This is a genomic window from Caldicellulosiruptor acetigenus, from assembly GCF_026914305.1.
Lineage (GTDB): Bacteria > Bacillota > Thermoanaerobacteria > Caldicellulosiruptorales > Caldicellulosiruptoraceae > Caldicellulosiruptor > Caldicellulosiruptor acetigenus.
In genome coordinates, this window is sequence record NZ_CP113866.1 from 937,024 (window position 1) to 950,748 (window position 13,725).

Consider the following 13,725-nt stretch of genomic DNA (forward strand, 5'->3'; position numbering starts at 1 on the left):
ATTTGAGAAATATATGAAGGTATCAAGGGGAAATAATCACCTATGGGAAGAATTTTCGCAATCATTTCGACAATCCTTGGGTCGATAATAGGCGCTGGTTTTTCTACCGGTCAGGAGATTTTCTATTTTTTCTCTCAGTTCAAAGAAAAAAGTTTTTTCTATATCGGCTTTTCTTCCATTTTGATATTTCTAATTCTACTTTACCTTGTGAACATCAGGATTAAAAGCAGAATAATTTTAATAATATTCAAATTTTACATCTTGCTCTTTTCTGTAATAACACTAATAGTTATGTTTTCTGCATTTGGTCAGCTAGGAAGAGAATTTTTGGGAGTAAGCAGGTATATATTTACTCTGCTTTGTTTTGTCATGAGCATTGCAATTTTCAAACATGGTTTGCTGGCAGTCATAAATATGAATAAGGTTGTGGTTAGTATTTTAATTACAGCGCTTATTTTTGTCTTTCTAAAGGCTTGGCATAAAAATGAGATAATGTTTCAATTTGAAAGTCTAAGATGCACTTTGCCAAAAGATATTTTAAATCATCTTATATTTCCTCTACTTTACTCCACTTACAATTCGTTGCTTGCCTTTCCTGTAGTAAATGGCCTTAAAGAAAGATTTTGTCAAAAAGAGATTAAAATTTCAATAGGGATATCATCTATCATAATTTTTTTTCTGCTGAGCATTATAAACGTCATGCTACTTTGGGAAGCTAACCTTCAAACTTCCCAGATGCCTCTTTTGAAAGTTGAAAAGAATATTATTTTGCAGTTTGTCCTTATTACATGTGCACTTTTAGAAATACTTACAACTACTCTTGCAAACTACATGGGGCTTTCCTATTCTATAAAAAATCCAAAAGCTGAGTTTGTAATTATTATCCTTTCGCTTATTTTGGGCTTTAATGAGTTTCAGGAGCTGCTGAGAAAACTTTACTCTCTCATGGGATACATCGGTCTTGGCGTTATAGCAATGCTGAGCTTATCTACACTGCTCTTAAAAGATAGAAGGCTAAAATGACTGCTGCCAAGAAAAATCTGTAATATGCAAAAATTTTAAAACCACTTTTTTTGACAATACCAAGCAAAAAATGAATTGCAAGAAAACCTACTATAGCAGATGTAAAAAATCCAATTGCAAAGTTTGAAAACTCAGCAGACACATGATTGATGTTTTTTAAAAGCGACACAGCTCCTGCACCAAGTATAATGGGTGCTGACATCAAGAACGAAAATTTAGCTGCAGCTTCTTTTTTAAGACCAAGCAAAAGTCCTGTTGTCATTGTTATGCCAGATCGCGAAATTCCGGGGAAAAGGGCAAATGCCTGCGAGACACCAATTAAAGCTGCCTGCAACACATTCATCTTTGAAAGCTCTATTTTATTTTTTGCAATTGAGTCTACGTAGTACAAGATAAACCCGAACACTGCAAGCACAATTGCAATCAAAAGATATTGTTTTCTAAAAACTTCCTCTACAATATTTTCAAAAAGATATCCAAAAAGTGCGCCGGGAATTGTTGCAACTATTATGAACCAAAGCAATTTTCCTTTTTCTGACTTTGGCTTTGCTATTCCTTGTACCACGATATCCAAGTAATCCTTCCAAAAATATACAAGTACTGCCAAGAGTGTTCCAAGGTGTAGAGCAACATCAAATACAAGAGAGTGTTCTTTCCAGCCAAAAAGCCATGGAAAGATTATCAAGTGTGCAGAGCTTGAAATTGGCAAGAATTCTCCAAGTCCCTGCAGTATTCCTAAGAAGATTGCCTGAAATGCTGTCAAGTCTATAACCTCCTCTTGAGAATGTTTCGGACTAATTTATTATATCAAAAATATGTGATAGAAAAAATTAAAATTCTATGAGAATTTGGTATAATAAAAGGGTGTCAAAGTTTCTAAGTAAGGAGCTGAGAACTAAAAGATGCTTGTGCTTGGGATCGAGACATCATGCGACGAGACTTCAGCTGCAATTGTAGAAGATGGAAGAAAGGTTCTGTCAAATGTGATATACTCCCAGATTGATATTCATCATCAATTTGGTGGTGTTGTGCCAGAGATAGCTTCTCGCAAGCATGTTGAAAAGATTTCATATGTTGTTGACATGGCGTTCAAACAGGCAGGTCTGACAGTAGACACTATAGATGGTATTGCTGCAACGTACGGACCTGGGCTTGTAGGTTCGCTTCTTGTTGGGCTTTCGTTTGCAAAGGCACTAAGCTATGCCAAAAAGCTTCCGTTTGTTGCTGTGAATCACATTGAAGGGCACATTTATGCCAATTTTATAACATACCCTCAGCTCACACCACCACTAATTGTTCTTGTGGTCTCTGGAGGGCATACTAATCTAATTATTTTAAAAGATTTTGAAGAGTATGAGGTGGTTGGGAAAACAAGAGATGATGCGGCAGGCGAGGCTTTTGACAAGATTGCAAGGTACTTGGGGTTGGGGTATCCTGGCGGGCCTGCCATAGACAAAATTGCAAAGCTGGGTGATGAGGATAAATATAAATACCCAATTGCCGATGTTGATGGATACAATTTTAGTTTCAGCGGATTGAAATCTGCTGTGATAAACCATGTTCATAGCCTTTGGCAAAAAAAAGAGGAATTTAAAATAGAAGATGTTGCTGCGTCTTTTCAGAAGACAGTTGTGAGCATACTTGTGGAAAAGACAATCAATCTTTCACTTGAGACAAATATAAAAAAAATAGCGGTTGCCGGTGGAGTTGCTGCAAACTCAAGGCTAAGAAGCGAATTTTATAAAAAGTGTGCCGAGCACAATATTGAATTTTTTGTGCCGGAATTTAAGTACTGTACAGACAATGCAGCTATGATTGCTTCCTGCGGCTACTTTAAGCTGCAAAAAGGAATTGTGTCGTCTTATCGAGAAAATGCTGTACCTTATATAAGTCTTGTAAGCAAAAAAAGTTAATAGTTGATTACATCAATAATTTCCCTTTTATGATCTTGAGAGAGGTCCACAAAATAAGGAATGAGCACAGGTGGGCCTTCTTTTCTTGCAACAACCTTCACTATTGGTCTTGTCTTGTTGAAAGGATTTTCTTCGTACACAATAGCAATCTCACCCGTATTTAGAACAACAAAGCAACCCACCGGGTATTTTACCACCATCTTTAAAAACCTTTGAACAATGTCCTTGTCAAAATGAATGCCTGCATATTTTGTAAGATAATCTGCCGCTTTTGTTGGCACTACTTTCTTTTTGTACACTCTATCTGCAGTAAGGGCATCATACACATCTGCAATTGCCACAATTCTTGCAAACAATGGTATTTTATCCCCTTTGAGTTTGAGAGGATAGCCAGAACCATCAAGTCTTTCGTGGTGTAAAAGTGCAACTTCTGCAACCTCTTCAGAAATACCATCCATGTTTTTTACAATTTGATATCCATATATAGTGTGTTTTTTCATCTCTTCAAACTCTTCGTCAGTAAGCTTTGCAGGCTTGTTTAGTATCTCATGAGGAATTTTCATTTTGCCAAAATCGTGCAAAAGTGCTGCCAAAGCCAAGTCTTCTATTTGTTTTCTGTCAAGTTCTAAAAGCTTTCCTATTATAGCGGCAAAAATACTCACATCCACAGAATGAAAGTATGTATAGTTATCAACATCTCTAAATCCAACTATTCTCAAGAACACATCCTCTTCTTCAATTATTTGCGCTACAATGTCGTTTACTATTTCTTTAGCAACAAATGGGTCAACAATTTCTCCTGCCTTTGCAGACAGCATCAAGTCCTGAATGGCAACAAAGGTTTCATGATAAATGACCTCTTCTTTTATATAACTTTCAGCTTTTTCATCTTCCACATAGACGCTGTCGATATTGTGTTCTCTAAGCTTTTGAATAAATGAAGGTTTTATGATGAACCCTTCTGGAAGCAAAAGCTTGCCGTTTTCAGTAAACACATCCCGCGCAAGTTTCATGCCTTCTTCAAGCTGGTCAACTGTCACTTTTTTCATGTGATTTTTAAACCCCTTTGTTTTTAAAATAAGATTAAAAAAGTTTCCTTAATAAAATTTTACAGCAACATTTTTTGGTACGTCAATAAGATTTATATATATTCTACCACATCTTAAACTTCCTCTGAGTTTGCCTTTTTAAATTTTTCTGAGAAGATTAGCAAAATAGCAAAAGGATTTTTAAAATCATTGTAGAATATCTTATTTATCGTACACAAATTTAAATCTTTTAAGTTACAAGGGGGAATGCCTGTATGAAAGACTATGCGCCGCAGAATATAAAAAATGTGGTTTTACTTGGTCACGGGGGGGATGGAAAAACAATCCTCACAGAGAGTATGTTATTTGCCGCAAGATGTATTGACAGAATGGGAAGGATAGAAGATGGTACAACCACCTCAGACTTTGACCCGGAAGAGATAAAGAGGCGAATTTCAATCTCAATGACAGTAGAACCTCTTGAGTGGCGGGACTGTAAAATAAACATTCTCGACACGCCGGGATACTTTGACTTTGTTGGAGAAGTATGTGAAGCACTTTATGCAGCTGACTCTGCAGTGTTGGTAATCGGTGCAAAAACAGGTGTACAGGTTGGGTCAGAGAAGGCATGGGAGCTTGCTCAAAAGCATGGCCTTCCAGTGCTCATATTTGTCAACAAGATGGATGAGGAAAATGCCAATTTCGAAAAGGTAGTAGATAGAATTAACCAAGTTTTAACACCAAAGGCAATCCCGATTCAGTATCCAATAATGGAAAATGGAAAGTTTATTGGCTTTGTTGATGTGATTTCAAAAAGAGCTTATAGGTATGAAGATAACACCGCAAAGGAAGTAGAAATTCCGAGCGGGTTGAGTGATAAAATTGAGGAGATAAGGAATCGTCTTATAGAGGATTCGGTTGAAAATGATGAGAAACTGATGGAAAAGTATTTTGCAGGTGAAGAAATCTCTGAGGACGAAATCTACAGGGGACTTAGCGAAGGAATAAAACAAAGGTCAGTTTTTCCAATACTGTGCGGGTGTGCTGCAAAGGGTCTTGGTGTTAAAGAGCTTTTAGACAGCATCTGCAGACTCTTGCCCTCAGCCGATACAAAGCACTATAAAGCAAAGGATACGAAAAATGGAAGTGAATTAAGTATAAAAGTTGACAAAAACCAGCCTGTCTGTGCTTTTGTATTCAAAACAGTTGCTGACCCGTTTGTTGGTAGAATTTCATATCTGAAAGTGGTAGGCGGCGTTCTAAAGCCGGAGATGACCTTGCTTAATACCATGTCTGAAAAGCCAGAAAAGATTTCCCAGGTGTTTGTTATAAGAGGCAAAAAACAGATTCCAGCATCAGAGCTTGTTGCAGGTGACATTGGTGTTGTGACAAAACTCCAATCAACTCTGACAAACTCAACCTTGTGCGAACAGTCAAGACCTATAAAGCTTGAAGAAATTGATTTTCCACGTCCCTGGCTTATGCTTGCAATTGAGCCAAAGACAAAAGGCGATGAGGAAAAGATTTCAAACGGTCTTCACAGGCTCATGGAAGAGGACCTTACTTTCAGGATAGAAAAGAACAATGAAACAGGTCAAAACATCATCTATGGTATTGGTGAGATGCACATAGATGTGATCGTCAGCAAGCTTAAAAACAAGTTTGGCGTCTCGGTTGTCTTGTCTGACCCAAAAGTGCCCTATCGAGAGACTATCAGAAAAAAGGTAAAGAGCGAGGGAAAGTACAAAAAACAAACAGGTGGACATGGTCAGTACGGGCATGTGTTTATTGAATTTGAACCAAGCCCGGAAGAAGATTTGGTATTTGAAGAGAAGATATTTGGCGGTGCTGTTCCAAAACAGTACATTCCTGCTGTTGAAAAAGGACTGAGAGAGTGTATTAAAAAGGGTGTACTTGCAGGCTATCCTGTTATGAATTTGAAAGCTACCTTGGTTGATGGGTCATACCATCCAGTTGATTCATCAGAGCTTGCGTTCAAAGTTGCAACATCTTTAGCCTTCAAAAAAGGTCTTGCGCAGGCAAACCCGGTGCTTTTAGAGCCTATCATGAGTGTAAAAGTTGTTGTTCCACAAGACTACACTGGTGATATTATGGGTGATTTGAACAGACGAAGGGGAAGAGTTCTGGGTATGCAGCCGCTTGACAATCACTTGGAAGAGATTTTAGCAGAAGTTCCTCTTGCTGAGATGTTCAAATACGCAACAGACCTCAGGTCCATGACACAGGGGAGAGGATATTTTTCCATGGAATTTGCAAGGTATGAAGAGGTGCCCAGCCATATTGCACAAAAGGTAATAGAGGCAGCTAAGGCTCAGATGCAGGAGGAAGAAGAGGAGTAAAAAAATTTTTAATTTGCTATTTACAAAATGCTAAAATGGGGTTATAATTAAAAAGACGTTGGTTGTTCGGCAAAGGAACAATGGGCGTCAGAAAAAATCTAAATCCATGAAGTGAGGGGAATTTTAGAATGTATCAAGACAAGGTTTTAGTTTGCAAGGATTGCGGAAGAGAGTTTGTGTTCACAGCAGGTGAACAGGAATTTTACGCGCAGAAGGGGTTCAAGAACGAGCCAACAAGATGCAAAGAGTGCAGAGACCAAAGAAAGGCTATGCAAAGAAGAGAAGGTAGACAAACCCAGAGACGTGAACTTTACGATGCAGTGTGCAGCGCATGCGGGAAAGAGACAAAGGTTCCATTCAGGCCCAGAAACGACAGACCCATATACTGCAGTGATTGTTTCTCCAAGATAAAGGCAACAAGATAACCACTGCAGGTTTAGATAAAATGGGGAAGTTAAAAGCCGCATCAGTGTGATGCGGCTTTTGTTTTAAACTGAAGGGGTTTTTGCATCTTGTCAATTGTTTCAAATCTGTATCCCTGTTTTTTGAAAGCTCTGATTATACTTGGCAGAGCTTCTATCACATTCTTTTTAGAAGAGCTGTCATGCATCAGAAGTACAACTTCATTTTTTTTATTAGCTGTCGAAATTGTAATTTTTAAGATTTGGTTGGGTGTAAGATTTTCATGGTTTTTTGTTGAGTCGCCAGTGATTGCATTCCAATCAACATACACTATACCGTTTGCGTCAAGGAACTTTTTAATTTGAGGTGAAACTCTGCTGAGAGACCCACCAGGAAATCTATAGTATTTGGGTTTTATTCCTATGATTTTGTATATAGTATCTTGCGCCTTTTTGAAGTCCTCAACAAAATGGTTAAAATCTTTATATATGCTTTTATATCTGTGAGAATATGAATGATTTCCTATCAAATGGCCTTTCTGATAAATTTCCTTTAAGTACTGTGGATACTTTATACAATTTATACCTACCACAAAAAAGGTGGCTTTAACTTTCTCTTTTTCCAAGATTTCAAGTATGGAAGGGGTGACAGGTGATGGTCCATCATCAATGGTAAGATAAACGATTTTTTCATTTTTTGCTTGCTTTTCAGCTTGTGCATCTTTGTTTGAAGTGACAATAGAATTATTAGCTTTATTGTTTTCACTTAAACTAATTTTGACTAATTTTTGATTTTGTAAAGGTTTTGGCTTTTCAAAGTTCTTGAGCCTCTCTTCTTGAAGGTAAGTATAATTTTGTTTTAAAATTATAGCTGAGAAAAAGTTTTTGCTTATATGCATGGATGCAAAGAAGATAATTAATCCTACAATGATTGAAGAAGCTACATACATTATCTTTTTGACACTCAACCTTAATTTCTTCCCTTTCGAGCGAGCACTTTATACAAATGATTATAATATATTTGTTACATCTTAACAACAGGAAATATATTGCATTAAAAAGAAAAATATATTAAAATATATTTGTAAGGTCAAAGATAGTCAAAGTCAGCTAAGGTTGAAGCGGGGTGGAATTTTTATGCCAAGGCTTTCTGACATCATTGAGGAGTTTATAAAGGACCTGATTGAAAAAAAAGATGGTGAGGTTGAAATTCAGAGAAATGAGCTTGCAAACTTTTTCAACTGTGCACCATCTCAGATAAATTATGTGCTTTCCACCAGGTTTACTATTGAAAGAGGATATTACATTGAAAGCAAACGTGGCGGTGGCGGGTCTATTAGAATTGTAAAGGTCAAGTTTGAAAATTCTTCTAACCTGCTTGAAAATATTCTGAACAATATAAACTCACCTGTGAGTCAGCACCAGGCAAACGAAATTGTTGAGTGTTTACTTGAAAATGGTGTGATATCAAAAAGAGAAGCAAATATAATGAAAGCTGCGCTCAATGACAAGACACTGCCGGTGAATCAACCATTGAAAGATACGCTCAGAATGTTAATTCTAAAAGCAATGATAATTTCTCTTATGAATGGGTAATATTTAAATGAGAAGAAGCTTTTCTTTTTAAAGGACGGTGAGATATCATGCTTTGCGAAAATTGTGGGAAAAGACCGGCAACTGTGCACTATACACAGATTATAAACGGAGTTAAAACAGAGATGCATCTTTGCGAGGTTTGTGCAAAGCAAAAAGGCAGTATAGAGTTCGATGCACCATTTTCTGTAACAAACTTTTTGGCAGGAATACTGGAGCCAGCTTTTGGAGCACAGGTCCTAAAGCCCTCTTTTGAGATTGCTCTTACATGCAAGGGTTGTGGTATGACGTTTGACGAGTTTAGAAGAGCTGGCAGGTTTGGCTGTGCTATGTGCTATAGTTCCTTTTCAGAAAAGCTCTATCCCATTTTCCGCAGGATTCACGGCAACACAAAACATGTTGGTAAAATTCCAACAAAGATGGGCGAGGATATTGCAATAAAAAGAGAAATTGACAGGCTCAAAATAGAGCTCAACGTTGCTATAAAGAATGAGGAGTATGAAAAGGCTGCTCAAATTAGGGATAAAATAAGAGAGCTTGAAAAAAAGCTTTCACGGGAGTGATTTTTCACGATGAATGATATTGTTGTTACAAGCAGAATAAGGCTTGCACGAAATCTTTCTGATGTTCCTTTCACCATAAAGATGAATGACTATGATGCCTCAAATGTTATAAATAGGGTAAGGGAGGTAATCTTAAAAAACAAGCAGTATCATTTTGATTTTTTCGAGATAAAAAAACTACCTCTTATAAAACGTCAGGTGCTGATAGAAAAGCATTTGATATCACCCGCGCTTGCATCGTCAAAGATAAAAAGTGCTGTGGCAATTGACCAAAATGAGAATATCAGCATTATGATAAATGAAGAGGACCATTTAAGAATTCAGGTTCTTTACAGAGGACAGCAGATACAAAAGGCATGGGAAGATGCAAACAGGATTGACGACTTTTTGGAACAGCATCTTCCTTATGCCTATGACGAGACGTGGGGTTACCTTACTTCATGTCCCACAAATGTTGGAACAGGCTTGAGAGCATCTTTTATGCTTCATCTTCCTGCTCTGACACTTCTGGGGTACATGAAAGGAATAATTGATACAATAACAAAGCTGGGGATTGCAGTGCGGGGGTTTTATGGTGAGGGAAGTGAAGCTGCAGGAAACTTGTATCAGATTTCTAATCAGATAACCTTGGGTCAGCCTGAAGAAGACATTATAGCAAATGTAGTTTCAATTACAAACCAGATAATAGAACAGGAACAGCAAGCAAGGTTGAGGCTTTTGAGCGAAAACAGAGCTTTTGTTGAAGACAAGGTCTACAGGGCTTTTGGAATTTTGAAATATGCAAGGAATATCTCTTCAAACGAAGCTTTAAAACTCATATCTGATGTGAGGATGGGCATCAGTATGGGTATAATAAAGGAGACAACAATCGACAAGCTGGATGTGCTTTTGAACTTAATTCAGCCTGCTATTATCCAAGACTACTTTGGCAGGGAAATGACACCAGAGGAAAGAGACATAAAAAGAGCAGAACTTATAAGAAAAATTTTAGAATAGGGAGGGAAGAATTAATATGTTTCAAGGAAGGTTTACAGAAAGAGCTGAGAAAGCAATAATGCTTGCGCAGCAGGCTGCTGCCGAGCTTGGCCATAACTATGTTGGAACAGAGCACTTGCTTTTGGGACTTATAAGAGAAGGTGGTGGCATTGCTGCAAGAGTTTTGCAAAGCCAGGGTGTTACTGAGGAAAAGGTGATTGATGAGATTGAAGAACTGATTGGAAGGGGCGACTATCAGCTTCCACAGCCACCAACAGGTTTTACCCCGAGAACAAAAAGAGTGTTTGAGATTGCCTTTATGGAAGCGCGAAGGCTTGGTAGCAGCTATATCAGCACAGAACATATCCTTCTTGCTATAATGAGAGAAGGTGAAAGTGTTGCTGTCAGGATTTTGATGGACCTTGGTGTTGACCCACAGAGGCTTTTTGAAGAGATTATGAAGCTTTTGAACGAGGATGCAAAAAATGTTGGTGGTGTATCTCCTCAGCAGCAGATCAATTTCCAAACACAGAACACTCCAACACTAAATCAGTTTAGCAGAGACCTCACCCAGCTTGCTTTGGAGGGCAAAATTGACCCTGTTATTGGCCGTGAAAAAGAGATAGAAAGGGTTATTCAGATTTTGTCGAGAAGAACAAAGAACAACCCGTGCTTGATTGGTGAGCCGGGTGTCGGTAAGACTGCCATTGTTGAAGGGCTTGCACAAAAGATTGTTGAGGGAAATGTTCCTGAACTTTTGAGAAACAAAAGGGTTGTGGCTTTAGACCTTTCTGCGATGGTTGCAGGGTCAAAGTTCAGAGGAGAGTTTGAAGAAAGGCTCAAAAAAGCTATGGAAGAGGTTCGAAAAGCGGGAAATGTCATTCTGTTTATTGATGAGATGCATACCATAATTGGTGCTGGTGCAGCGGAAGGTGCAATTGATGCGTCAAACATCTTAAAACCTGCTCTTGCACGTGGTGAGATACAGGTCATTGGTGCAACAACTCTTGATGAGTACAGAAAACACATAGAAAAGGATGCAGCACTTGAGCGAAGGTTCCAGCCAATTTTGGTTGGTGAGCCAACACCTGAAGAAGCTATACAGATTTTAAAAGGTCTTAGAGACAAATACGAAGCTCATCATGGTGTTAAGATAACTGATGAGGCTATAAAAGCTGCTGTTGAGCTGTCTACTAAATATATCACAGATAGATACCTGCCGGACAAAGCAATCGACCTTATTGATGAGGCAGCATCAAGGGTAAGGCTCAGAATGTATACTTTGCCCCCGCATGTGAAAGAGTTTGAAGAGAAGATTGAAAAGCTTGAGAAGGAAAAAGAAGAGGCTATAAGGCTTCAGGAGTATGAAAAAGCTGCAAAGATAAGAGATGAAATAATGAAGCTTCGCCAGGAGCTTGAAAAGATTAAAAATTCATGGACAAATGACCAGCAAAAGACACAGCCAATTGTTACAGAAGATGACATTGCATACATTGTATCAAGCTGGACAGGAATTCCGGTAAATAAACTTACCGAAGATGAGTCTGAAAGACTTTTAAAGCTTGAAGAGGTTTTGCACAGACGAGTTGTTGGTCAGGATGAGGCTGTCAAAGCTGTTGCAAGGGCTATAAGACGAGGAAGAGTTGGGCTCAAAGACCCGAAAAGACCAATTGGTTCGTTTATCTTCCTCGGACCTACTGGTGTTGGTAAAACAGAGCTTGCAAGGGCTTTGGCAGAGGCACTGTTTGGCACAGAAGATGCTATGATAAGAATCGACATGTCGGAGTATATGGAAAAGTTCAATGTATCTAAGCTCATCGGTTCGCCTCCAGGCTATGTTGGGTATGAAGAGGGTGGCCAACTTACCGAGAAGGTCAGAAGAAGACCTTACTCTGTTGTGTTGTTTGACGAGATAGAAAAAGCGCACCCTGATGTTTTCAACCTGCTTTTGCAGATACTTGACGATGGAAGACTCACAGACTCTCAGGGAAGAACGGTAAGCTTTAGAAACACTGTTATTATCATGACATCTAACATTGGTGCAAACCTTATTACAAACCCCAAAAAGTTAGGATTTTCAACTTCAGAGGATGAAAAACAAAGGACATATGAACAGATAAAAGAAAATGTCATGACAGAGCTTAAGAAAACTTTCAGGCCAGAGTTTTTGAACAGAATTGATGAAATTATAGTCTTCCATCCGCTTGACGAAGAGGATGTTAAAAAGATTGTAGAAATAATGCTCAAAAACTTGCAGGAGAGGATAAAGGCAAGCGAGTACTATGCAGAGTTTACTACCTCCTTGGTTGAAGCAATTGCTAAAAAAGGATTTGACCCTGTGTTCGGTGCAAGACCGCTGAAGCGTGCAATCCAGAGCATGGTGGAAGACAAGATTTCAGAGGCTATCTTGGAAGGGAAGATAAAACAGGGCGATGAGTTTATAGTGGACTTTGTTGATGGAAATACAGTAATAGTCAAAAAAGAAAAGGCATCTACATCTTCATCTGAAATGGCTCAGTCACAGTAAAAATTAAAGCGGGAGCAGCACTTAAAACTTCAGCTCCCGCTTTTTTGTTTTATTTATACGACCTTCTTTGGCACCATTATCTTTCTGAGCTTTGCATATCGAGGAAGACCTCTTTCGTACTTGACTTCAACTTCACCTTCAATTAGCGGCTGGATATAATTTAGAGCATCTTCTTTTACATAGTTGCCGTCATGTGATATCCATGCAAGCGGGACAAGCTTTTCAGCATTTGCAACCTTGCTGAGCTCAACAAGCTCTGTTGAACTTGAATAAGGATTGTCACTGTCGCGTTTTATTGCTACCATGTATCCACAAGCGCCTTCAACCGCGTACCTTACTGCCATGCGTCCAACCATGTACGCTTCCTCAACGTCAGTTTTGGACATGATATGAGCAGCACTGCGCTGCAGTACGTTGAATTGAATTGATTTTACTCTCTTTTCCACTTCTTCGCGGATGATGTTCTCTAAAACAAATGCTGCACCGCCAAGCTGCACATGCCCAAACGCGTCTATTCCAAACTTGTGGCTCATATCAGCAATATACTTTCCTTCTTTGTCTTTTATGCCCTCTGAAACCACAATAGTGATCTTTCCAGTTTTTTTGTGGATGTTTCTTACATCATCCAAAAACTTGTCGATTGAAAATGGAACTTCAGGAAGGTATATTAAATCTGGTGCGCCTATATCTTTAGATGCCAGAGCAGATGCTGCTGCAAGCCAGCCAGCGTTTCTTCCCATCACTTCAATTATAGTAACAATGTTTGTTGGGTACACCACTGCATCTCTTGCAATTTCCATCACAGATGTTGCAATGTACTTTGCAGCACTTCCAAAACCCGGACAGTGGTCTGTCATCACAAGGTCGTTGTCGATTGTCTTTGGAATTCCGATTATGCATATGTCATATCCAATTTTTTGCGCATATCGTGTGAGCTTGTCAGCTGTGTCCATTGAGTCATTTCCGCCTATATAGAAAAAGTAGCGGATGTTGTGCGCCTCAAATACATTGAAAATCTTGATATAGTCTTTTTCATCATGTTCAAAAGGCTTGAGCTGATACCTGCAAGAACCTAAGGCAGAGGATGGAGTTGTCTTTAAAAGCTTCAGCTCCTCAGGGTCTTCCATTCTGAGGTCGTAAAGCTCTTCGTCGATAAGACCAATGATTCCATTTTTAGCACCATAAATAGCACGGATTGGGTGCTGTTTCATAGCTTCTTCAATAACACCCAGAAGCGATGCGTTGATGACAGCAGTTGGTCCACCTGATTGCGCAACCACGCAGTTACCTTCTTTTGGCATTCAAAATCCCTCCCGTCCGTATTTTTAGTTTATTTTAACGT

At 38.8% G+C, this 13,725-nt stretch carries 12 protein-coding genes; 8 read left to right on the top strand and 4 right to left on the bottom strand.

Annotation, left to right across the window (positions count from 1 at the left end; all coding sequences use genetic code 11):
• Positions 1-42: 42 nt before the first annotated feature.
• On the top strand, positions 43-1,023 hold the full coding sequence (locus OTK01_RS04445) for a hypothetical protein (protein WP_029227940.1): 981 nt from the start codon (positions 43-45) through the stop codon (positions 1,021-1,023).
• Here OTK01_RS04445 and uppP read toward each other — a convergent pair.
• Positions 989-1,786, bottom strand: coding sequence for an undecaprenyl-diphosphatase UppP (uppP, locus tag OTK01_RS04450; protein WP_029227939.1), 798 nt, complete (start codon positions 1,784-1,786; stop codon positions 989-991). The genes OTK01_RS04445 and uppP overlap by 35 nt on opposite strands.
• 139 nt (positions 1,787-1,925) lie before the next feature.
• On the opposite strand from uppP, the gene tsaD reads away from it, so the two are divergent.
• Positions 1,926-2,936, top strand: coding sequence for a tRNA (adenosine(37)-N6)-threonylcarbamoyltransferase complex transferase subunit TsaD (tsaD, locus tag OTK01_RS04455; protein WP_029227938.1), 1,011 nt, complete (start codon positions 1,926-1,928; stop codon positions 2,934-2,936).
• Here the strand turns inward: tsaD and OTK01_RS04460 are convergent.
• On the bottom strand, positions 2,933-3,985 hold the full coding sequence (locus OTK01_RS04460; RefSeq protein WP_029227937.1) for an HD-GYP domain-containing protein: 1,053 nt from the start codon (positions 3,983-3,985) through the stop codon (positions 2,933-2,935). The genes tsaD and OTK01_RS04460 overlap by 4 nt on opposite strands.
• 254 nt (positions 3,986-4,239) lie before the next feature.
• On the opposite strand from OTK01_RS04460, the gene fusA reads away from it, so the two are divergent.
• Positions 4,240-6,324, top strand: a complete 2,085-nt coding sequence (gene fusA, locus OTK01_RS04465) for an elongation factor G (protein ID WP_029227936.1) — start codon at positions 4,240-4,242, stop codon at positions 6,322-6,324.
• Positions 6,325-6,452: 128 nt separating this feature from the next.
• Positions 6,453-6,749 carry a zinc-ribbon domain containing protein gene (locus tag OTK01_RS04470; RefSeq protein ID WP_013432187.1) on the top strand — a complete coding sequence of 99 codons (297 nt, stop codon included), beginning with the start codon at positions 6,453-6,455 and terminating at the stop codon, positions 6,747-6,749.
• Between the two features lie 41 nt (positions 6,750-6,790).
• Here the strand turns inward: OTK01_RS04470 and OTK01_RS04475 are convergent, their stop codons facing one another.
• Positions 6,791-7,675 (bottom strand): polysaccharide deacetylase family protein, encoded by an 885-nt coding sequence (locus tag OTK01_RS04475; RefSeq protein WP_416352868.1) that lies wholly within the window; start codon positions 7,673-7,675, stop codon positions 6,791-6,793.
• A gap of 187 nt (positions 7,676-7,862) precedes the next feature.
• Between OTK01_RS04475 and OTK01_RS04480 the strand changes: the two genes are divergently transcribed.
• Genes OTK01_RS04480 through OTK01_RS04495 form a run of 4 tightly spaced genes read left to right on the top strand, consistent with a single transcriptional unit; the run spans position 7,863 to position 12,383 of the window.
• On the top strand, positions 7,863-8,321 hold the full coding sequence (locus tag OTK01_RS04480; protein ID WP_013402843.1) for a CtsR family transcriptional regulator: 459 nt from the start codon (positions 7,863-7,865) through the stop codon (positions 8,319-8,321).
• A 47-nt stretch (positions 8,322-8,368) separates the two neighbouring features.
• Positions 8,369-8,881, top strand: coding sequence for a UvrB/UvrC motif-containing protein (locus tag OTK01_RS04485; protein ID WP_013432190.1), 513 nt, complete (start codon positions 8,369-8,371; stop codon positions 8,879-8,881).
• 9 nt (positions 8,882-8,890) lie between these two features.
• The gene (locus OTK01_RS04490) at positions 8,891-9,877 is read left to right on the top strand and encodes a protein arginine kinase (protein ID WP_029227934.1); all 987 of its coding nucleotides are present in this window, start codon (positions 8,891-8,893) and stop codon (positions 9,875-9,877) included.
• A gap of 16 nt (positions 9,878-9,893) precedes the next feature.
• A complete protein-coding gene (locus OTK01_RS04495; RefSeq protein ID WP_029227933.1) occupies positions 9,894-12,383 on the top strand; it encodes an ATP-dependent Clp protease ATP-binding subunit in 2,490 nt (829 codons plus the stop codon).
• Positions 12,384-12,436: 53 nt separating this feature from the next.
• Here the strand turns inward: OTK01_RS04495 and OTK01_RS04500 are convergent, their stop codons facing one another.
• Positions 12,437-13,684: a 6-phosphofructokinase gene (locus OTK01_RS04500; RefSeq protein ID WP_013432193.1), complete on the bottom strand. Its 1,248-nt coding sequence runs from the start codon at positions 13,682-13,684 to the stop codon at positions 12,437-12,439.
• Positions 13,685-13,725: the final 41 nt, after the last annotated feature.